At 42.1% G+C, this 22,658-nt stretch carries 14 protein-coding genes; 1 reads left to right on the top strand and 13 read right to left on the bottom strand.

Annotation, left to right across the window (positions count from 1 at the left end; translation table 11 throughout):
* Positions 1 to 313: 313 nt before the first annotated feature.
* The 8 genes from CXF61_RS01815 to CXF61_RS01850 form a co-directional block, all read right to left on the bottom strand.
* Positions 314 to 2,758, bottom strand: coding sequence for a site-specific recombinase (locus CXF61_RS01815; protein ID WP_165596951.1), 2,445 nt, complete (start codon positions 2,756 to 2,758; stop codon positions 314 to 316).
* 237 nt (positions 2,759 to 2,995) lie between these two features.
* Positions 2,996 to 4,780 (bottom strand): acyl-CoA dehydrogenase C-terminal domain-containing protein, encoded by a 1,785-nt coding sequence (locus tag CXF61_RS01820; protein WP_165596952.1) that lies wholly within the window; start codon positions 4,778 to 4,780, stop codon positions 2,996 to 2,998.
* Positions 4,781 to 5,128: 348 nt separating this feature from the next.
* Positions 5,129 to 6,922, bottom strand: coding sequence for an acyl-CoA dehydrogenase C-terminal domain-containing protein (locus CXF61_RS01825; RefSeq protein WP_165596953.1), 1,794 nt, complete (start codon positions 6,920 to 6,922; stop codon positions 5,129 to 5,131).
* A 594-nt stretch (positions 6,923 to 7,516) separates the two neighbouring features.
* Complete coding sequence (locus CXF61_RS01830; RefSeq protein ID WP_165596954.1) at positions 7,517 to 9,229, bottom strand: putative bifunctional diguanylate cyclase/phosphodiesterase; 1,713 nt, start codon at positions 9,227 to 9,229, stop codon at positions 7,517 to 7,519.
* 173 nt (positions 9,230 to 9,402) lie between these two features.
* On the bottom strand, positions 9,403 to 10,299 hold the full coding sequence (locus CXF61_RS01835) for a 16S rRNA (uracil(1498)-N(3))-methyltransferase (RefSeq protein ID WP_165596955.1): 897 nt from the start codon (positions 10,297 to 10,299) through the stop codon (positions 9,403 to 9,405).
* A 300-nt stretch (positions 10,300 to 10,599) separates the two neighbouring features.
* On the bottom strand, positions 10,600 to 11,478 hold the full coding sequence (gene metF, locus CXF61_RS01840; RefSeq protein ID WP_227526567.1) for a methylenetetrahydrofolate reductase [NAD(P)H]: 879 nt from the start codon (positions 11,476 to 11,478) through the stop codon (positions 10,600 to 10,602).
* On the bottom strand, positions 11,462 to 12,886 hold the full coding sequence (ahcY, locus tag CXF61_RS01845; RefSeq protein ID WP_165596956.1) for an adenosylhomocysteinase: 1,425 nt from the start codon (positions 12,884 to 12,886) through the stop codon (positions 11,462 to 11,464). The genes metF and ahcY overlap by 17 nt, the downstream gene beginning before the upstream one ends.
* A gap of 348 nt (positions 12,887 to 13,234) precedes the next feature.
* Positions 13,235 to 15,109: a TonB-dependent receptor domain-containing protein gene (locus CXF61_RS01850; protein ID WP_165596957.1), complete on the bottom strand. Its 1,875-nt coding sequence runs from the start codon at positions 15,107 to 15,109 to the stop codon at positions 13,235 to 13,237.
* 519 nt (positions 15,110 to 15,628) lie between these two features.
* Here CXF61_RS01850 and CXF61_RS01855 point away from each other — a divergent pair.
* Positions 15,629 to 17,536, top strand: coding sequence for a mechanosensitive ion channel family protein (locus CXF61_RS01855; protein ID WP_193834163.1), 1,908 nt, complete (start codon positions 15,629 to 15,631; stop codon positions 17,534 to 17,536).
* 61 nt (positions 17,537 to 17,597) lie between these two features.
* Here the strand turns inward: CXF61_RS01855 and CXF61_RS01860 are convergent, their stop codons facing one another.
* From CXF61_RS01860 to CXF61_RS01880, 5 genes are all read right to left on the bottom strand, one after another.
* A complete protein-coding gene (locus CXF61_RS01860) occupies positions 17,598 to 18,230 on the bottom strand; it encodes a DNA-3-methyladenine glycosylase family protein (protein ID WP_165596959.1) in 633 nt (210 codons plus the stop codon).
* Between the two features lie 207 nt (positions 18,231 to 18,437).
* Positions 18,438 to 19,169 (bottom strand): Smr/MutS family protein, encoded by a 732-nt coding sequence (locus tag CXF61_RS01865; RefSeq protein ID WP_165596960.1) that lies wholly within the window; start codon positions 19,167 to 19,169, stop codon positions 18,438 to 18,440.
* 107 nt (positions 19,170 to 19,276) lie between these two features.
* Complete coding sequence (gene trpC, locus CXF61_RS01870; protein ID WP_165596961.1) at positions 19,277 to 20,146, bottom strand: indole-3-glycerol phosphate synthase TrpC; 870 nt, start codon at positions 20,144 to 20,146, stop codon at positions 19,277 to 19,279.
* 170 nt (positions 20,147 to 20,316) lie between these two features.
* Positions 20,317 to 21,438, bottom strand: coding sequence for an anthranilate phosphoribosyltransferase (gene trpD / locus CXF61_RS01875; protein ID WP_165596962.1), 1,122 nt, complete (start codon positions 21,436 to 21,438; stop codon positions 20,317 to 20,319).
* Positions 21,439 to 21,536: 98 nt separating this feature from the next.
* Positions 21,537 to 22,160, bottom strand: coding sequence for an anthranilate synthase component II (locus CXF61_RS01880; protein WP_101204991.1), 624 nt, complete (start codon positions 22,158 to 22,160; stop codon positions 21,537 to 21,539).
* Positions 22,161 to 22,658: the final 498 nt, after the last annotated feature.

The following is a 22,658-nucleotide window of genomic DNA, read 5'->3' on the forward strand; positions in this document are numbered from 1 at the left end:
AACCATTTTTTTATTTTGTGTATCAATGAATGTGGATTCTAGCAAACCATCATTATCTATATGACTCTCGCATCCAAACATCTCCATAAAATCTACATCTTTAGGATAAAAGAACGACATTTTCTTTCCTATGATCAAAGTCTGTGGTCAATTAATTTCGTACAATTTAGGATGATAGAAAAAAGAATGCTAATTATATAGCCAATGCTTCGCTACCTTTATAGCGCATCGAACATACTCTGATAACAGACGTTATGACAAATAATTTTAGTAACAACAGTCGATCGAGCAAAAACCCACCGCAACTACCTATTTAACTAGGTAGCTTTGGTGGTTTTTTAGGTTTTGGTAAAGGTGTTTTTGCGTCACCAGTCTGCTTGTCATCAGAGTCAGTATGGTGTGGATCATCACTAACAACGTCGCTATCAACCGCACTTATCGTTTTGGTGACCTTATCGTATTGGATGTCATCGGTATAAGGAACGCTGTTTAGCTCGTCATCGACTAAACCATCGTCCAAATCCATTACCTTTTCAGGAGAGCTATACGGCTGCGTATGCTCATCTGTTGGCTGCTTTTCATAGTTGATGTCGGTGTTTGTCTGGGAATGTTGAGCATCAGCATGTTTAGATTCAGGCAGGATTCTGACATCAGACAAACGCCTTACCACATAATTACTCGGTATGGATTTGCCATTTTTTTGTGCGGAGGTATCATCAAATATCATGTGACCCTGACTATCGATACGCGCATATTTCATAGGCTTATCACGTGGCCAGAAAAAATCAGATGGATGACTAATAATATGGCCAAATACCAGTTTTGTGAGGCGACTCCATTCAAAAAAGCGAACTTCTTTAGAACGTAGGGCGACAAACAGTGCCAACGAAAAGCTAACGATCAAGTTGACCAGACCAATAAGTGCCACGCCAAGTATAGAAATTAGGATGAGGCTCCAGCTGATGTCATCAGCAGATATATTGAATAGTCCGTGTGCCAAGTTTGCTGAAGCAAAGGCAATGTGACGAATATCAATTGGTAAGCCGAAGATATAGCCGATAGTCGCGGTACTACCTAAGAACACCCCGAATAAGAAGTTACCCATGATAGCGCCCAAGTTGGCCTCTATAAAGCCGCCTAAACGCTGAAGCCATGAACTAGGCAATATGTATTTTAATAATTTGTGACGTTGTATACGCGCGCCTACGTTGTTATAAACTGCCAAGTTATCGTAGTAGCCGGCAATCAAACCAGATAAGAACAGGTAAACCCCCGCAATAGCAGCATGGGGCAGTGCTAATGAGTGGAACGGGTCGAGATCATGTAGCAAGTGTCCTGCTTTTTCGGTATCGATCATTGGCGCACCAGTATATTGCAACCAAGCAAAAGAGATAATCAAAGCGACGGGTACGGCTAGCATAACGTTACCCATAATAGCGACAAACTGGGTACGCAAGATATCGACGACCAATTCTGATAGCTTGGTCAATTGATGTGATTTTTTACCAGAGCCTTCAGATATGGTAGAAGCGATTGCAGCAGCGGTCATGGCTGGCTGCTTGGTCGCTACTGTGCCACGGATAACATGAATAAATACGAAGCCCAAACCATAAATCATACTGTTGATGAACGCGCGACCCATGGGTGCGAGCGCTAAGTGATACGCTAGTATTTTTATGGTTGCCATAAATGCAATGATAAAGCCACCAATAGAGGCTTTTTTGAGCATCTTTTGATAGCCAGCTTTGTCGGTACTAATATAATGCTCACCGACGCGACTGGCATTTTCTGTGACTTTGCGAGAGAGCAGTTTGGTATTGTTATCAATCAAATAACCAATACTATAGCGCTGATTGGCCGTAGTGATGAGCGCCTGTATCAGTTCGATAACAGCACGATCTCGCTTTTGATTATCATCTGTGACCAACTCAGTCAAAATCCGCATACGCTGCAAACTTTGATCTAAACGCAGCATCATATTAGTCAAACGGATAGAGATACCAGTTTTATAAATCCGCTTGCGTACGGTAGCGACGATATCTTCGCACTGTTCAAGCATAACCAATAGGGGTGCAGGGTCGACTGCTTGCTCGGGCGTGATATCTGTCAAGGTATCAAGCTCATGTGCTTGACGATATTGATTGACGAAGAGTACGGCTTCTTGATTTTGTGCAACAAAAGATGCTGAGTAGTTCAGTATTTGTGGATAGGACTCCATCAAATCAGGATGCAAGCCGATACCGCTGATGCGATAAGACAAAATAATAATAGCGTTTAAAATACTGTTTTTTGCGGTAGCGACTAGATTTAAATGTTTCTCTTCTACGCGCACCAGCTCAACCAGTTTGTCCCATTTTTCCTTTTCAATATTGGCAAGCCAGCGTTCATCAGAGCGTTTATTAAATAAGTAGCCCACCAGTTCAACGACAGAGTCATCTTGTGGTAATAATGGTAAAAACCGATGGCCAATCAAACGGCGTAAACTGTTGAAGAACCCTTGATCGGACATGATACCAGTGTCGGTATACAGCGCGATTTGTCGATATTGGATAATCAGTTTTAGTACAAAACTAGACAGACCATCACCATATTCTGGATGCTGATGTATGATATCAATAAGGGATTGAATTTTTTCGTTGGCCAATGCAGGTTCTTTATCACTGACTCGTAGCTCATCAATCAAGCGTTTGAGTACCGCAGGGTCTGGCACGTCGCTCAAGGCGGTAATCTGTTGTAAAATGCGTTTTAATTCTGACACGTCGCACCCTTTATCATGGTTGTTTCAATCGTTTTTATTATTTAAGTCGGTATAAGTGGTTGAGTAATGTTTGCCAATCATTCAATTGTAGTCGAGCGACATCTTGTCTTGCGTTATTTTAATCGGAACTGCCTATTGATATTGAATTATTTTGTTAGCAGTTATTTTGACAAAAAAAAGGACAGTAACACGACTGTCCTTTTAATCAAGATATTTTAGGTTAGCTTTGCCATGAGCTTAGCTTGCAGGAACGTCGAAATAAGCAAGATCAAAGTTCATCATTGGGTCGCTACCAGCTTTGACCATTTGTGCATGCGCATCGATACGCGGTAAGACACGACCGACAAAGTAATCTGCAAGCTTGGCTTTATTGGTATAAAATTCGCCTTCTTTGCCATTAGCGGCTTCTACCATCAACGCAAACATGTATGAGTAAGCAAGGTAGCCAAACGCATGCATGTAGTCAACAGCACAGCCATTGATTTCGTTTTTGCGTTCACCGATGTTGTTAAGCACAGTGGTGGTTAGCTCTTCAATGGTATCTGCTGCATTTAACGTAGCTTGTTTGATAGCGTGGTCTGCTTGCATGTTGTTAACAAAGTCACGAATCTCGCCCAAGAAGTGAGTGACGTACTTGCCGTTGTTACGAGCAACTTTACGACCTAACAAGTCAAGCGCTTGAATACCGTTGGTGCCTTCATAAATCTGCGCAATACGGGTATCACGAACGATCTGCTCCATACCCCATTCGCGGATATAGCCATGACCACCAAATACTTGCTGACAATCAACAGTGGCTTCCAGTGCTTTATCAGTCAGGAACGCTTTAGCAACTGGTGTCAGTAGGGCAACACGAGCTGCAGCCGCTTTGGCTGACTCAGGATCGGTACTAAACTTCTCTTCATCAAGGTTTTTGGCAACGTACATCGCAAAACAGCGCGACGCTTCAGTGTTTACTTTGGCGTTCAATAGCATACGACGGACGTCAGCATGATGGATAATAGCGTCAGCAGGTTTTTCTGGACTTTGTAGCTGGGTATCGCTACGGCCTTGACCGCGGTCATTGGCATATAGAGCCGCATTTTGATAAGCAAGCTCAGAGCCACCAAGGCCTTGCAAGCCCATAGTGACACGCTCGTAGTTCATCATGATGAACATTGATGATAGACCAGTGTTTTCCGCGCCAACCATCCAGCCTTTAGCATTATCAAAGTTCATGACACAAGTCGCAGAGGCTTTGATACCCATTTTGTGTTCGATAGAGCCTACCGCTAACGTATTGCGCTCGCCTAAACTACCATCTGCATTGACCAAGAATTTCGGTACGACAAATAGTGAAATGCCTTTTGAGCCTTCTGGTGCATTAGGTGTTTTTGCCAATACCAAATGAATGATGTTGTCAGTAAGGTCATGCTCACCACCAGTGATAAAGATTTTGGTACCAGAGATATCATAGCTACCATCATCATTAGGCACGGCTTTGGTTTTGATAATACCCAAATCAGTACCAGCATGCGGCTCTGTCAAGCACATAGTGCCCGCCCATTCGCCGTTGTACATTTTTTCTAGATAAGTTTGCTTTTGCTCTTCAGAGCCAGCCGCATTTAAACAAAGCGTCGCACCAACTGTTAGGTTTGGATATAGGGCAAATGATTGGTTGGCAGTGAAAACCATCTCTTCAGTAAGCATGGTAACCATTTTAGGGAAGCCTTGACCGCCGTATTCAGCATTACCGCTTAAACCAACCCAGCCTGACTCAGCATATTGCTTATAGGCTTCTTTGAATCCTGTCGGAGTCGTGACGACGCCATCACCTTCAAAAGTTGCGCCTTCTTCATCACCGCTACGGTTAATAGGAAGTAGAGTGTTTTTTGACAGTTTTCCCATTTCTTCTAAAATCATATCGACAGTTTCCATGTCGACATGAGCCAAGTTTTCGTTGTTTTGCCAAAACTCTGGCGCTTTGAATACGTCATTTAAGATAAAGCGCATGTCATTAAGAGGGGCATTATAAACAGCCATAAACATTCCTTTGGTTCAAATAATTAAAATTGAAGTTGTTAAGATTATCAACTGTTCTTTTGGTATAACCTTAGCGATTAATAATCAAAGTTTAACAAATAAGCTTGTGAGCGAGTGTATTTCTTCGTGAATTGTGCGTACACCAAAAGTTAGCAGCAGCTATTGAAGTGCTTATAGACACCTCACTGATAGCTACAATGTGAGAAGATAGACAGGTCGGTACTTATAGACAGTTGCTATAGTCAAAACTATGTTGATAGTTATCATAAGCACGCGCAAAATAAAGCGGCAACACACCGAAGTATATTGCCGCTCAAGATTATACTATTGCGAAATTTAGCGCTTTAATTAAAAGGCAAACTGATCAACGTCCATGCTCATGTATGGCTCTACACCAGTGCTGATACGTTGTACGTGCGTAGTAGTACGTGGCAATAGCTTAGCAAAGTAGAACTGAGCTGTTTTAACTTTAGCATCATAGAATGTTTTTTCGCCAGTACCGTTTGCGATAGCAGTCTGAGCAACCAGTGCCATACGCGCCCATAAGTAAGCTAGGGTGACATAACCGCTGAAATACATATAGTCTACTGCAGCGCCGCCGACAGCATCTGGCGTTTCAGTTGCTTGCATGCCGATGCGTGCAGTCAAATCGCCCCATTCTTTAAGATGCTTGGCAAGTGGGCGAATGAACTGACCCATCTCGTCATTTTCTTTGTTTTCTTCACAGAATTCTTGGATAACGTTTACAAAGTTCGCAAGTAGCTTACCTTGTGAACCTAGGACTTTACGGCCTAACAAGTCAAGTGCTTGAATCTCTGTGGTACCTTCGTATAAGCAAGAAATGCGCGTATCACGTACGTTCTGCTCCATACCCCATTCACTAACGAAACCATGACCACCATAAACCTGAATACCATGGTTGGCAGCTTCCAGACCTGTTTCAGTCAAGAACGCTTTAGCAATTGGTGTCAGTAGTGACAACATTTGGTCAGCAAACTTCAACTCTTTGCCTTCGCCTTTTGCGACGGTATCTGCAAAGTGTGAGAGATAATACACTAGCGCACGACCACCTTCAGCAAAGGCTTTTTCAGTCAATAGCATGTTACGAACCGCTGGATGTACGATGATAGGGTCAGCCGCTTTCTCTGGTGCTTTCGTACCTGATAGTGAACGCATCGCTAAGCGGTCTTTTGCATAAGTCAATGAACCTTGGAACGCATACTCTGCTGCAGTCAAACCTTGCACAGCAGTACCGATACGTGCCACGTTCATAAAGGTGAACATACACTGTAGGCCACGGTTTTCAGGTCCAATCAAGTAACCCGTTGCGCCATCGAAGTTCATGACACAAGTTGCAGAGGCTTTGATACCCATTTTATGTTCGATAGAGCCACAAACGACATTGTTGCTTTCGCCAACGCTACCATCTGCGTTGACCGTCATTTTAGGAACGATAAATAGTGAGATACCTTTGGTGCCAGCAGGTGCGCCTGGTAGACGAGCCAATACAATGTGGATAATGTTACCGGTTAGGTCATGCTCACCTGCAGAGATGAAAATCTTTTGACCCGTGATGCTATAGCTACCATCTTCTTTAGGCTCAGCTTTGGTACGGATAATACCCAAGTCAGAACCCGCATGCGCTTCAGTAAGACACATGGTGCCTGACCATTCGCCAGTGACCATTTTTTCTAAATAGGTTTGTTTTTGCTCGTCAGTACCATGATGCTCGATGGTTTGAATAGCACCATGTGATAGGCCAGGGTACATAGAGAATGACCAGTTAGCCGTACCAACCATTTCATTGATGACAGTAGATAATGAGAACGGCATGTTTTGACCGCCAAAATCTTCTTCAGCAGATAAAGCAGGGAAGCCAAGCTCACAATACGCGTCATAAGCTTCTTTAAAGCCTTTTGGCGTGGTGACCTTACCATTATCAAACTTACAGCCTTCAGCATCACCGCTTTGGTTCAATGGTGACAGTTCGTTTTCAGCAAAGCTTGCAGCCATTTCAAATAGGCTGTCCATTAGCTCGCGGTCAGCTTCTTGGAACGCAGGCAGAGTTTTGTAGTGGCTTTCACTATCGAGTAGTTCATGCATAACGAATTGGATATCACGTAAGGGCGCTTTGTATTGCATAACTTCCTGTCCTTTTTGGAATGTAACCGATCATAGCCAATAATGAGCATATGGTCGCACTATCCTCTAGTGCGTTATTCTTACCTAGCCAATCTGAAAATCTAAATAAAGGATAAACAGTAAAGCAGGTCAACCATGCTATCGATTACATAAAATAGTGTTGAAAAGAGTGGTGATTGTCAGAGTCAATGAGAGATTAAATGTGCTCTAACAAATTCACTATAAAAGATAGGCTTTCATAGGTGATTATACAAGTTTGGTGACAGGACTGATAAGTCATGAACCTATCTTGCATCGGTTATGCAATCGACGTTAGGCGCTAGTAAACAGCAGCATTAAGCATATGAAAACTCTAACGTTACTAAGACAGATAGTCCTTTATATGATTAGTATTAACATGAAAAAACGACAGCCAAAAAAATAGCGTTCGCCATAAAGACAAACGCATCGGTATAAATGACAACACTATTTGGTAGAACCGAGCATATAAGTTATTTCACAGATATAAACGTGATAAACATTAAACATGCTCGCATACTAGGAGTTTGAACATAGTAGCTTATGGTGAATAACTTATAGCGAATAGCTTAGCGTTTACTCAGAAGCATTTTGTTTAATCAGCATCTCAGTGGCGACATCAGCAGCCACGGGTTTGCTAAACCAATAGCCCTGACCAATTTTGCAACCCATATCTAACAACACATCGCGCTGCTGCTCAGTTTCGATACCTTCAGCAACGACTTGCATATCTAAAGCAACTGCTAAGTCTAAAATGGCTTTTACAATCGCGTGCTGGGTACGATCGGTTTCAATATTGGAGATAAAGCTCTTATCGATCTTGATAAAATCAAATGGGTACTCTTGCAAGTAGCTCAATGATGCATAACCAGTACCGAAATCATCGAGCGCTAGACGTACGCCAAGCTCTCTAAGCGAGTTAAGCTGTTTTTTTACATTATCATGACGCTGAATCAAAGACGACTCGGTCACTTCGATATGCAACTGATGGGCAGCAACGCCATTCTCGGTCAGTAGTGTGCTTACCATATCAAAGAAGTCAGGGTGGCTGAACTCAGCAGCATCAGCGTTGATACAGACGTGTTGATGAAACCCTTGCTGTTGCCAAATGGCTAGTTGTTTGACAATTTTAATGGCCAGTTGCGAAAACAAATCAAAGGAGAGCTTGTGCGCGATAATGGCATTGATAAAATGAACGGGCTTGAGCAATCCGCGAGTAGGGTGTTGCCAACGTACCAATGCTTCAAAACCTGTGATAGCACCAGTCTCTAATGAGAACTTTGGCTGATAATAAGGAACGAATTGACCTTCAATGGTAGCAGTCCTAAGCTCAGATTCTAACTCTAAACTGCCAGCGGTAGCGCTTTCAATGGCCTCATCGTACCAACGTATATCATCGCCTCCATGCTGCTTGACATAGTCCAATGCTTTTTCTGCTTTGGTCAATAAACCCGTTACTTCGTTATCGTCTTTTGGAAAACAGCTCACACCCACAGAAATATGGTAATAGATATTTGCATCTGTCGCATGGCTCTTGTCAGTAGAGAAGGGACGCTCACACATTTGCATGAGTGTGTCTAGCTGATGACGTACCATATTGGCATCTTTAACTTCAAATAATAGCGCAAAATCATCACCCCCAAAGTGAGAAAAGGAGCGTAAATTATGCAGTTTGAGCTTTTCGACTCCTTCTGCAAAGTTTTTTATTAAATCATTGGCACCATCAGGCCCTAATAGGCTGGCAAGATTGCGATAACGGTCAATGTTTAAGCGTACAAGGACAACCTCTTGGTAACTATCCAATAGCATGTCACTTGTCTGACTCAAAAATACCTTGCGGTTAGGGAGACCTGTGAGCTGATCATAGTTGAGTAAATGGGCGACCTGTTTTTGATCTTTAATAACTGCAGACATATCACGCAGCATACCAATATGATAAGCCATTTGATCTATATAAATTCTGCGATAAGTAATATGACAGTCAATATTCTGTCCATAACGGTTGGCCATCGAAAAATCAAGTTCATAAAAACCATGTTCGTTTAAGTTTTTCTTGATATCTTCTAGAATTACTTGCTCTGCTTCTGATAAAAATTCAGCAGCATATATACCAAGTGGACGACCGATTAAAAACTCTTCTTTGTAGCCAATCAAAAGCTCATAGCTAGGATTGACAGATAAATAACGTAAATTATCATCTAATACAAATATGGCGTCTTCAAGCTGTTCACATAGCGTACTCATCAACTGCTGCTTGATTGATACTGGAATAGTGTCAAAATTGCTCATAATAGTGGCTCACAAAAGATAAGGGCTTATAAAAATAAGAACTGCATTATCAATTTATTAACATTGAGTTGGCATCGCGTTTTACTGTGTACGATACAGAACAGACTTTATTTTTGACTATAAGCATAAAAGATAAAAACTACGATAGTCATACTAATACTTATCAGTTTTTACTAGGTGCTTAAGGCGTGTAAAGTAGCTAACGCTACCACTGGTGCAGTTTCGGTACGCAAGACTCTTGTTCCAATTTGCCAAGGCTCAAATCCAACACTCTCCGCTTGCTGACATTCATCGTGACTCAAACCACCTTCAGGCCCGATCAACAGTTTGATATAAGGGGTCTGTTGTTTAAGAATATCAGATAGAGCGTCAGGCATGGCAGGTTGTCCTGCTGCTGGTACACTCATCTGCATACATAGATCTGCAGCGTTTGCTAATACTTGATAGTAAGAATCATGACTAAGCACAGAAACGATAGAACTGACGGCCATTTGCGCCTTCGTAACGCCAGTAGCCATAGCCTCAGTAGTCTTAGCATCAGAATTGGTATTGCTTAGCCATTCGTTGATTGATTGTGGCGCAAGAATAAGAGGTGGGCGATTAAGGCCGCATTGTTCACAAGCAGCGATGGCCACTTGTTGCCAGTGCGCCAGTTTCTTTTCAACTTGAGCAGGTTTTAATGTGACTTCGCCATGGTGGCTGCTGAGCAACTGAATGGCAGTCACTCCAAGCTCAGTTGCTTTTTGGATAGCATAATCCATACGCTCACCGCGGCTCATTACCAAACCAATCTGAGTGATAGTAGGCGGCGTACGATCGTCGTCTATATGTGTAAGCAAAGTAGCAGTGGTATTTTTTTTACTGATTGCCTGTAGCTCTACTGTATATTCGCCACCAAATCCATCGAACAAAATCCCTTGATCCCCAATATTGGCTCGTAGTACACGGCACCAGTGATGGACAACGCTATCTGGTAATTCGACATTGCTACCTAGCGGTAATTCACCCAATTTAGGTAGTGGTGAGGCATCAGTGTTGTCGTTGTTAATGGCATAAAAAAAACGTCGCACGTGGTCTTATTCCTATTATTTGATTGAGTATAGTTATTATTAGATCTATAGAATATCACTTGAGACAATTAATGACATTTGTTTTATGAGAATTTTTCTTAATAAAGAAAATTATTTTTAGAGCAGCATTATTACACAGTGAAGAAATTTTTAAAAATCAAATAAGATAAAGTGTATGAATAAAACGGTAAAGGGTTATTGGTCAAAATTTTGACAATAAAAAACAGGCGCTCCTAGAAGCGCCAGTCATTAATAATGTATTCAGGAATGGTTAAGGGCTATTTTAGAATGCTTACAAATTTAAGCAGTCAATCCCAATGCTTCTACCAAGCGTTTGTTTGGCTCAACTTTGTTCATGCTATAAAAATGCATAGCAGGTACGCCCTCGGCAATCAAGCGTTCACACAAGCGATAAACCACATCAAAGCCAAACTCACGAATAGCCTTACGGTCATCACCAAAATCCGTCAGCTGTTTACGTACATAGCGCGGAATATCAGCGCCACAGCTATCAGCAAAACGCAAGAGATTGCTTGAATTGGTAATTGGCATGATACCAGCGACCAAAGGCTGAGCTACTGTATCAATACCGCGTTTCTCTAACTTATCACGCAAGTACAGATAGCTGTCAGCGTTGTAGAAAAACTGGGTAATCGACGCATTGGCACCAGCTTGGTATTTATTTACCAGATTATCGATATCAAACTCAAAGCTACGCGCTTGTGGGTGCATTTCAGGGTAGGAGGCCACTTCAATATGGAAGTGGTCACCTGAATGCTCACGAATGTACTTTACCAAATCTACCGCAAATGGTAGTTCACCCATGCCCACCTGACCTGATGGCAAGTCGCCGCGTAGCGCTACTAAGCGTCTAATACCTAAAGTCTTATAATACTCGAGCAATTCAGCGATTTCACTTTTGTCATCGCCAATACAAGACATATGCGGTGCGATTTCAGTGGTACCACGCGTACTTAGTGCCTGTACGATATCTAAGGTGCGGCTACGGGTTGAACCGCCCGCACCGTAAGTTACCGAAAAATAAGCTGGTGACAACTTATTAAGCTCATCATAAGTGCTGAGAAGCTTTTCGTGACCTTGCTCGGTCTTTGCAGGAAAGAACTCAAAGGAGAAAGCAGGCTTACTCACAGTCAGGCTCCTTTTAGTATTTATAAGCATCAGGCTTGAATGGACCTTCAACTGGCACACCCAAATACTCAGCTTGCTTTTGAGTCAGCTTAGTTAGCGTACCGTTAAAGCCTGCAACCATCGCAGCGGCCACTTCTTCGTCTAACTTTTTAGGCAATACTTTTACGTATAGGTTGTCAGTACGTTGGTCAGCTGGCAAGTCAGCAAACTTCTCTTCGAACAGATACATTTGAGCCAATACTTGGTTGGCAAATGAGCCATCCATAACGCGTGATGGGTGACCAGTTGCGTTACCTAGGTTTACTAGGCGACCTTCAGCAAGCAAGATCAAATAGTCGTTCTCATCGTCTGAGCGGAAGATTTGATGAACTTGTGGCTTGATCTCAACCCAGCGCCAGTTATCACGCATAAACTGAGTGTCGATTTCGGTGTCAAAGTGACCGATGTTACATACCACAGCACCAGGCTTAAGGGCTGCTAGCATATGTCTATCACAAACATGGTAATTACCAGTAGTCGTGACGATCATGTCAGTGTCTTCAAGCAAGCGCTTGTTGATACTGGCTGCGCCGCCCGTGTTGTCACCGTCGATGTATGGTGATAATACTTCAAAGCCGTCCATACATGCCTGCATCGCACAGATAGGGTCAACTTCTGAAACACGTACGATCATGCCTTCTTGACGTAAGCTTTGTGTAGAGCCTTTACCTACATCGCCATAACCGATAACTAAAGCGCGGCGACCAGCAAGGAACATATCGGTAGCGCGTTTAATAGCATCGTTTAAGCTATGACGGCAGCCATATTTGTTATCATTTTTAGACTTGGTAACTGCATCGTTGACGTTGATGGCTGGTACTTTAAGTGTACCTTTACCAAGCATTTCAACCAAGCGATGGACACCTGTAGTAGTCTCTTCAGAGATACCATGAATACTATCAAGCATTTGGGCGTAATCATTATGAATCAAAGCAGTTAAGTCACCGCCATCATCCAAGATTAAGTTAGCATCCCAAAGTTGGCCTGATGCTTCGCCGCCAACATGTACTTGCTGACGTAGGCACCATTCATACTCTTCTTCTGTTTCGCCTTTCCAAGCATAGACAGAGATACCAGCAGCAGCAATCGCAGCAGCAGCATGGTCTTGGGTTGAGAAGATGTTACATGAAGTCCAGCGTACTTCAGCACCTAGCGCGACGAGTGTCTCGATAAGGACCGCAGTTTGGATGGTCATGTGGATACAGCCAGCGATTTTCGCGCCTTTAAGCGGTTGGTCGGCTTCGTAGCGACGACGCAAACCCATTAGGGCAGGCATTTCAGCTTCGGCTAGCGTGATTTCACGGCGACCGTAATCAGCAAGGCTAATGTCAGCGACTTTATAGTCAGTGAAAGAGGGATCGATCGTATGGGCAGATGGTGTAGTAGACACTGCGTCCATAATATGCTCCTATCAGTGGTTAACGAATGATAAAAAGAATAAAAACGCAGGTGCCGTTGTTTGCGCTGTGAGTGACCAAAAACATGGACTCTCGACAGTTAACCGAGCCTAACATAACCTGTGATTGCATAACTATAGAATGTTAATGCAGTAAATCACTATTATGGCGCAACACCTCTCGGAGGTCGTTATTGTAATAGATGAGTGGTTAATTGTCACCTATTGACTGAGATAAATAGCTGACGCCTTAGACAAACAAAACCTCAAACAGGAATCTATAGCCATAAGAAAAGCCACCTGTAGATGACCTTTTTTGTTTTAATGTTTTTTGATATTGCTCAGCCAAAATTAGTACCAGTTATAGGTGAGAGAGGTGAAATAACTTGTACCTTCTGTGGCGTACTCATTACCGAATTGGCTGGCAAGGGTATAATCTTCATCAGTAATATTATCTACACGTAAGTTAGCACGTAGATTAGGTGTGATATAGGCACTTCCACTTAAGTTAAGCAGCGTATATCTATCAAGTTCATTGTTTTCAGTTGTAAGTCTATCATCGCTATATTTTGCCTCGAGGCGCATATCGAACGTAGGCTGCTGATATCCGATATAAACTAAACCACTATTTTTAGGACGGTAAGGAAGTTGTTGATCAAAGTTGGCATTAGTTTTGGTTTTATTCTTCGCATCTAAGTAGTCATATCCTAGACCAAATATAAAGTCATTCATATTCCAATCTGAGGTCAAACTCAAGCCTTTTATTTTTGCTTCACTAATGTTCGTACCGCTTGCAATAAGGTCTTCTGCGTCCGTGTGATAGCCTGTCAATCGTGAAGTTTGCATATCATTAGCGTATTCAATGAATACTTCAGTATTTTCACTTCTTTCAGGCTTTAGGTTTGGGTTGTTATCACCTGGGTAGTATAGGTCGTTAAAGGTTGGTGCGCGAAAGCCCGTGGCATAATTTGCACCGATGCGCATACCAGCTAGCGGGCGTATGGCTGCTCCTAAGTTGTACGTGCTCTCATTACCATATTGTGAGTTGTCATCTACACGATAGTTGGCTTGTAAATCATAATAAGTATCTGCTAATTGATAACCTACAAAAGCGCTCTTAACATCTCTGTCGTCAGGGTCATAAGCGGTTGCAGTAAAATCAGAAAAATCAGCATTAAATACTTTGACGTTTGAGGCATCTAGTTTTTGTGATAGCCATTCTGCACCCACAATGACGGTACCAGGTTGCGCGTTGATACTAGTCTCTAAGCGTGCCTGCTCTTGAGTGGTATCAAACTGGCTACCATTATCGTAACTGATAGAGTTGTTATCATGAGAGGTTGATTTATCAATACTTTGACCGTAGCTCAGTCTAGTAAGAGTTAATGGGGTTTTATATTGCAAATAGGCGTTAGCGCTACCGTTTTTTTGATCAGAGTAAGCGTAAGGAATGACTTTTCCGGCTGAATCAAACTCAGTCGTAGAGTCTGAATATAAGCCGCTAATCCCTGCACTTAATGCATTTGTGAACTTATGCTGCAGTGCCAAACTGACATTGGTAGATTCAAAACCATCATCATCAGCGTTATAATCAAAAGAATTACGATTAGCAATAGCGTTAAAACCATCAGTTTTATTACGGCTGACACCTAAGCTCAGTGACGAAGTGTCATTTTTAAGTTGACCTGTCACGCCGACTTGGTAGTGATTATTACTACCGTAACCAACGGTAGTGGAAACATTAGATTGTTCTACGCTATTGCCCTTAGTGAAAATTTCAATGCGATCAATTTGATCTGCTGACAATAAATTCAGCGATGGGCTACCTAAAGATACCGAGCTGTAGCGAATACCATCGATAAGCACCAATACTTGCTTACTGTCGTAACCACGCATATAAAAGTTGCTATTAGTTCCCATGCCACCACTTTGCGTAATGTTGATACCAGGTTGATTTTTTAATACATCAGTGACTGTTTGACCTTGATAACGTTGTAACTCTTCTTTATCGATTACTCGTGTTTGCGCAATTACATTACTTGTCTTAGTAGGTGTGCGAGTGGCTGTCACGACAATTTCATCAAGCTCAACTTGTGGTAGGTTACTATCGTTGATGGAAGCGTTTTCAGAAATGGCTGCCATTGCAGTATTTACTGCAAGTAAGCTAAGAACGCTCAAAATACTTAAACGAAGATAGGTACGTGAAGATGCACGTGATACAGACATAGTCGATTCCAAAGTAATCAAGTTAAAAATGCAGAAATGAGAAGTAACTATTATGACGTAAAAGGGGTCAAAAGTTACAAAAAACAGTATATAAGCAAAACTGTGCTCATTATCTACAAATTAACCTGCTTTATAAACTACTTTAACCTAATATTTATTCAGGATAGGCTGAATGGTATTCATGTTAGCTTGCTAAATGATTTATTAAAAATTACTTTACTTAGATATTCTATGGGAATTTATACCACTGTATAATAGAAGCCTATCCTTAGAAACACCTACTATCTATTAGAAGCCTACATAGAGTAAGAAACCAAATACCAATACAGTTAGCTACAAAATTGCGTAATCAAAAGCACTGCTGTTATAAATAATTGTTACTATAGTATGGACGCCACCTGTCATTTATCATGCCATTTTTAAACTAAGAGGTTTGTTTTGTCTATCAAGCATAATCTGACTCCCAGTCCTTCGCCTAATTTATTCTCTGCTACTACTAAAATACCATTTATAGTCGCGATGCTATTACTGACTATGCTGTTGAGTATTACCTTGCCAAATAATGCTTATGCTGTCGAGGCTGGTGCGCTTGGAGTGGGTAATGACAGTAGTGGAGAGACAGTAAGTACGCCATTGCCTGATTCGTTTGGCCGAGATACGCCGCGTCATACGGTACAAGGGTTTATCAGTGCGCTGGGTGAAAATGATTATTTGCTGGCAAGTAATTATCTCAACTTATCAAAGTCCGATAACCCAACGACCGTTGTGCGACAGTTTAAACAGGCACTGGATGCAGGTGGGCGTTTTCAGCCGGATCTACAGATTAGTAACTCACCTGAGGGTAATCTAACTGACCAGCTGCCACCTAGCCAAGAAAATGTCGGTGTGATTAATATCGGAGAGCGAAGTGTTCCGTTACTACTCGAAAGGGTGGTCTCAAAACAGAATGAGCAATATTGGCAGTTCTCTAGCGATACGTTGACCTCAGTACCAGAAGTGATAGAAAATACTGAGCCGACCTTAGTATCGCGCTACACGGTTGATTCTTTAGATGGTAAAAAGCTTTTCGGCTATCAGCTAGCTGATTTGGTTGCCGCGCTCACCATGATTGTGACTAGCTTTGTACTTACTTATGTCGCGGTATGGTTGCTATACCACTTATTAAGGATTGTTTATCCGTATTTGCGTGGTACGCCATTGCCGTTACCTAACAAAGTAATATTGCCACTCTCTGTGGTCATTATGGCATTGATACTATCAGAAGTGATGGTTTATGCAGGCGTATCGGTGACACTACGTGAGCCAGTCAATCGCTTTACGGATATAGCCTCTTGGTTGGCGCTGACTTGGCTACTATTACGAGTGATCGATGCGATATTTACTCGAGCGGTAAATCTAAGCTACAAGAAAAACTATACTGAGCGTGTCTCAATTTTGGGACTGCTGCGTAAGGTCGTCAAAGCGCTATTACTGATATTTGCAGTGATTGTTATTTTTGGCAATTTGGGTTTTGATTTGACCACTGGTATTGCCGCACTGGGTGTGGGTGGTTTGGCGTTGGCCCTTGGTGCGCAAAAGACAATTGAAAACTTAGTTGGTAGTGTCGTCGTCGTCGCAGATTCACCTGTGCGTATCGGTGACTATTGTAAGTTTGGTACTTACGAAGGCACAGTTATCGACATTGGTATTCGCTCATCGCGTGTACGGACCTTGTCGCGGACGATTGTTACGGTACCAAATGGTGACTTTTCATCGATGCAGATCGAAAACTTTACCTCTCGCGATATGTTTCGTTTTTTCCACTACTTATATATTAAGCGTACCGCTGATCTTGACGTAATATTCAAAATGGTTAATGACTTGGATGAATTTATAAAAGAGCATGATTTGACCAATCAAGAATGGAATCAGGTCAATATTTTGGAGCTGCGCCAAGATTGCTATGTTATTCAGTTGCAAGCTTATGTGAATGCTATTGGTATCATTGAGTTCTATGACAAACAAAACGCTTTGTTTGTCGATATATTAAAGAAAGTCGCGAAATATAAAGTAGAACATGCATTGCCGACTCAGCAGTTGATTGTTAATCAAACGGAGCTTGAACATCATGTGGGAAGTAGTACTGATGAATCAGCAGAAGGAAATGAATCAGATAACAGTAGTAACTCTGCTAATAATGAAGTGTCTGATAACAAGGAAGTAAACACAAGCGTATACAGGAAAGATTACAACGACGATGGCGTTGATATTCGTAAAGATAGCGACAAGGCTAAAAATGATGTTGCAAGTCACCACAAATTCTCTATGGCGACCGTCAGCAGAAGTGGTGCGCTTAAGGCACTAAAGCATAAAAGTCATATGCTAAGAAAAAGTAAGTTTAAGCACACTAAAAACAAATCTGGCTTTTCTATATGGAACCAGCCTTAAAAGAGACTTTTTGCTCACGAATGGTAGTGAATAACACTAGCTATGTTTTTTGCTCTATTAGTTATAAAGGTACTGCGGTTTTATCACGTAATGAGCCGTAGTACGACCAAAGCAATAGACTGGCAGCACTGCGATGAGGTGACCAGTGCTGAGTTAGGTCTTTAAGCTGCTTGGGTGTTGGGCGCTCTGTTAAGCCTAACAACTCCATGGCTGCAACTTTAATGGCCAAATCATCGACAGCGAGTATGTCTGCACGTTTTAGCGAAAATAGTAAATACATTTCAGCTGTCCAACGTCCAATCCCTGTCACAGCTGTCAAGGTTGTTATGACCTCTGAATCTGATAAGGTTTCCAATGCTGCAAAGTCTATATCATGATCCACTAAAGAGCGTACATAACGAGTTTTCTGCTTGGACAATCCTTGCGTCTTCAAACTATCGTCTGTCGCTTCACGTATCGCTTGCGGTGTGATCAATTCTGCATCAACCAACCGTTTCCAAATACTGGCAGCGGCAGCAACTGATAACTGCTGACCTACCATCGCTCTCATCAACTGCTCAAACCCACCTGTATTATGCCTAAGATTAGGTGTGCCGACCTGCTTGTAGATAGGAGCGAACCTTGGTTCAAGTACCATCAACGCAGCAATCTGCTGTTCTAGTTCGTTGGTGTTTTCAATAGTCTGCATGCTCATAGTGATTTCGCTTTGCTAATTAGAAGGTGCTCAAGTCAATATATTAATGCAGAATGAGAAGCTAACATTAAATGGAATGTACATTAAAGAGAGCGTTCATTGAAGGAAACATCGTTATAGTCCATGTCTAAACCATGAATGATTGATAAAAAAAGGACTGCAAATAAGCAGTCCTTTTTATATAGTACCGTATTACTAACAGTAGACCTATTCACCATCTGCTTTAGGTTTTTTAAGTAGTACTAATACAGCACCGTTACCACCATCTTTTGGTGGCGCAGAGCAAAATGCTAGTACTTCTGGCAATTGACGTAACCAGCCATTGATACAGGTTTTTAGAATCGCTTCGCTACCTTTACCATGGACGATTTTTACCATAGTTTCGTTTTTCTGCTTGGCTTGGCTCAATAGTTGAGTCATAGCCTCGCGTGCTTCTTCTATCGTACAGCCATGGATATCTACCGCATCATACCAACGCAGCTTGCCTTTTTTGAGCTGATCAAAGATTTTATTTTGCAGTGTTGGCTGCTTATAAGACAAATAAGCTTCAGCAGCGACAGGGTTCAGTAGTGCTTGCATATCTGACAAGCCTGCGCCTAGATCACTGGCTTCACTACCTTGAGCTGCAGCACGTTTTGATAGTGTCGCTGCATCAGGCTTACCTGCTTTAGTTGCGCTGGCAGGTGAGCGGACATTTTTGTCTTCTAGCTGATTGACACCGTGCATGGCTTGCATAAACAGAACTTTATCGTCATCGATATGTTCACTATTTAGCTGCTTAACCGTCTTTTTTACTTGCTTTTGAGTCGGTAGCGATACCGGTTCAGTTGGCTTTTGATTCTCACCTTCAGGTGAATTGGTATCACGCCCCTTGCTCAGCTGGCCTTTGAGTTCTTTGAGCTGGTCTTGCATTTCTTTTGAAAACAGAGAGTTTGACATAAAAGTTAACGTATCGTTGATTGATGAATGGTTGATTGAACTATGTATATAGCGCAGACATTGTTCAAGCTATTAGTATATATTTAAGCATAAATTATTGAGTTACTTTACCCGTCTGCTGCGACGCCCGCAAGTAAGGATTGTAACGCTTGTCCAGGATGATCAGTTTTCATAAATTGCTCACCGATTAAAAAGTGCTGAATATCATTACTTAGCATAAGGCGAATATCATCACTGCTATGAATACCACTCTCGGTCACGATAAGTGGTTTTTGTTCAGCGCTATCAGTAGCGAGTGCGTCGTTTAAAATATTCTTAAGATCAAGCGTGGTTTGCAGGTCCACATCGAAGGTATTTAAATCACGGTTATTGATACCGTAGATATTGTGCTCTGAGCGTGGCAACTGTAGCGCACGCTCAAGCTCAGATTGGGTATGCACTTCTATTAATACGTCCATACCAAGCTCAATACTAAGTGCATGTAGCTCTTGTACTTGCGCATCATCTAGGCAAGCCATAATGAGGAGGATGCAGTCAGCGCCCATTAGGTAAGATTGATAGATTTGATAGACATCAATCATAAAGTCTTTACGTAATATCGGTAAGCTTGAGGTATTAGCTGCTTGAATAAGATAGATGTCATCGCCCTGAAAGTAATCACGATCGGTCAATACAGACAGACAACTAGCGCCCGCTTGCTCATACTGCTGCGCAAATAGAGCAGGGGTAAAGTTATGATTGATAATGCCTTTAGACGGTGAGGCTTTTTTAATCTCAGCAATGATACCGATACCATTTCCTTTAGTGCCAGCAGCACGTAGCGTCGCAGCAAAACCTCGACGCGGTTTATCATCAGCTGCGACCTGTGCTTTCAAGTCTTCTAGAGACAATGCTTCGCGAGCGGCTTTTACTTCTTCTACTTTGGTGGCGACAATGCGCTGTAGCACTGACGGTATGTCTGAATGGGTTGTGGTCATACTGGTATCCGAATATCGTTAAATGTAAATATAGTAAGAAAACTATTAATAACTACTAAGCGGCTACGGCGTTTCCCTTCCTAGATGTACGATTTGTACAATCTGTGGTCGGCTGCCTTGTATCCGTTTTAGATTTTTTTGACTATAGACAGTATATAAGTGCTTATAAGTTAACCTTGAGCGACTAGCTGTTGGGTATAGTTGGCTAAAGACTCAAGTTTGAGTAAAGCATCACCATTTTGAATGATTTTTTGTGCTCGGCTAACACCGTTAGGGTAGTTGCTGGCAAGTCCTGCAGTGTATATCGCGGCACCTGCATTTAGCGCAATCATATCACGTGCTTTAAGTACGGCACGGTCATGAGTGTCGGCTCCAGATAGCGCAGCACGAATCAGATCTAAACTTTGTGCTGGAGAGTCGACATCTAGGCCGATAAGAGTTTGGGACTCGATACCCGCATCTTCTGGCATCATATCATAGACTGATATCTCGCCATCTTTTAGCTCAGCGACTGTGGTCGAAGTCGCAAGACTGATTTCATCAAGACCATCTTTTGCGCCTACTACCATGACATGACGTGCGCCTAAGTTTTTCATCACCTTAGCAATCGGCTCACATAACTGCGCGGTAAATACACCGATGACTAAGTTTGGCGTGCCAGCAGGGTTGGTCAATGGGCCCAAAATATTAAAGATGGTACGTGCTTTTAATTCACGGCGTACAGGGTTGGCATAACGCATGGCGCTGTGATGATTGGGTGCAAATAAAAACCCGATACCTTGGTTTTCGATACAGTCTTTTGCTTGCTCTGGAGTGAGCGCAAGACTGATACCTGCTTGCTCAAGTAAGTCTGAGCTACCAGATTTGGTTGAGACGCCGCGATTGCCGTGCTTAGCAACTTGTGCACCAGCTGCCGCAACAACCAATGCCGATGCAGTCGAGACATTGAACAGATTAGCACCATCACCGCCAGTACCAACGATATCTACCAAGTAATCACAGTTCTTTGGTTCAATATTGGCGGCTAGTGCACGCATGGCGCTGGCTGAAGCAGTAATCTCGTCAATGGATTCGCCCTTCATACGTAGTCCCGTCAAGATAGCGCCCATCATAGCGTCGCTACATCTACCTTGCATGATAATCAGCATCACTTGATACATCTCATCAAAAGTTAAATCGATGTGTTGAAATATTCTACCCAAAGCTGTGGTTAACAGTTGATGTGTTTGCTCATCAGACAATTTTGCAATACTCTCTGGCGTATGCGTTTCTTCTATTTTTGTCGTACTCATTATGGTCTCACTTACTATTATTTTTTATATGAATCTGTGTGAAATTTGGCATAGGCTTATGAAAGCAGCATTTTTTACCAAGGTGCTTTTAGTCAAATCTAGCCAACTTGTGGTAGCTCATCGGATGTTAGAGTAGACAAGCCATGAGTCTGTAAAAAGTTATTGAGCAATTGATAACCTGCTTCGCTCAATATCGACTCAGGATGGAACTGGACGCCTTCTACAGCCAGCTCCTTATGGCGAATACCCATGATTTCCTCAATACTACCATCAGCATTCTGTGTCCATGCGGTGAGTTCAAGGCAGTCTGGCAAGCTTGTCTTATCAATGACGAGTGAATGATAGCGCGTAACCTGTGACGGGTTAGGTAATCTGGCAAACACACCTTGCTCGTTGTGATAGATAGCTGATAAGCGGCCATGCATGACTTCGCCAGCTTTGACCACTTGACCGCCAAAGGCTTGACCGATAGCTTGATGACCCAAGCAAATACCCAGTATAGGAATAATTCCTTTAAATGTCTCAATGGCTTGCAGCGAAATACCTGCACGGTCAGGATCGCACGGACCTGGGCCAATCACAATCACATCAGGTGCAAGGGTTTTAATCTGCTCAATGCTGACCTGATCATTACGCCAGACAGTGATGTCCTGCTTTAGCTCACCGAAGTACTGTACGATATTGTACGTAAAGCTATCGTAATTATCGATCATCAAAATCATTAAGGCTTCAACTTATCAGTTTTATTATATTTTTAACATGAAATTTGTTCTCACTGTTATCGAGTCACTTGATTGCCGAACACAAGCAGCTCTGACTATAACAGAGGAGGTTATTGCGCGCGGTTATCTTACCACTATTTTGTTTTCTATCAAATGTAGGGTACGGGCTATCTAAGTAAGCACCAAGTAAAAACATATTTTTTATTTTTTTTTTGACGCATAAAATAATGTAGTCAGAGACAATGTTATAAATTCAGCTATTAACATTGCACTATAAAATAGCATTTCAATAATAAATATATTTGTATTTGCACCAATTAAGTGCCTTTGGTTCTCAACTGGTGCTCTAATTAAGTGCTATTCTAAAAATTAATTTGATGGGAATTAATGAATATATAACGATATTAATCGTATAAATCACTGTAAATATTGATAATTAAATCTATCTATAACTATATCTGTTATCAGAGTGGCAATACATTGGCATAGCCTTTGCAT

It is taken from the genome of Psychrobacter sp. 4Dc, from assembly GCF_002836715.1.
Classification (GTDB): Bacteria; Pseudomonadota; Gammaproteobacteria; order Pseudomonadales; family Moraxellaceae; genus Psychrobacter.

Coding starts and splice junctions, on each gene's coding strand:
- CXF61_RS01820 (WP_165596952.1), bottom strand. CDS start 4,780: ATGGCTGTTTATAATGCCCCTCTTAATGACATGCGCTTTATCTTAAAT.
- CXF61_RS01825 (WP_165596953.1), bottom strand. CDS start 6,922: ATGCAATACAAAGCGCCCTTACGTGATATCCAATTCGTTATGCATGAA.
- CXF61_RS01830 (WP_165596954.1), bottom strand. CDS start 9,229: ATGAGCAATTTTGACACTATTCCAGTATCAATCAAGCAGCAGTTGATG.
- metF (WP_227526567.1), bottom strand. CDS start 11,478: ATGCTTATAAATACTAAAAGGAGCCTGACTGTGAGTAAGCCTGCTTTC.
- ahcY (WP_165596956.1), bottom strand. CDS start 12,886: ATGGACGCAGTGTCTACTACACCATCTGCCCATACGATCGATCCCTCT.
- CXF61_RS01850 (WP_165596957.1), bottom strand. CDS start 15,109: ATGTCTGTATCACGTGCATCTTCACGTACCTATCTTCGTTTAAGTATT.
- CXF61_RS01855 (WP_193834163.1), top strand. CDS start 15,629: ATGCTATTACTGACTATGCTGTTGAGTATTACCTTGCCAAATAATGCT.
- CXF61_RS01860 (WP_165596959.1), bottom strand. CDS start 18,230: ATGAGCATGCAGACTATTGAAAACACCAACGAACTAGAACAGCAGATT.
- CXF61_RS01865 (WP_165596960.1), bottom strand. CDS start 19,169: ATGTCAAACTCTCTGTTTTCAAAAGAAATGCAAGACCAGCTCAAAGAA.
- trpC (WP_165596961.1), bottom strand. CDS start 20,146: ATGACCACAACCCATTCAGACATACCGTCAGTGCTACAGCGCATTGTC.
- trpD (WP_165596962.1), bottom strand. CDS start 21,438: ATGAGTACGACAAAAATAGAAGAAACGCATACGCCAGAGAGTATTGCA.
- CXF61_RS01880 (WP_101204991.1), bottom strand. CDS start 22,160: ATGATTTTGATGATCGATAATTACGATAGCTTTACGTACAATATCGTA.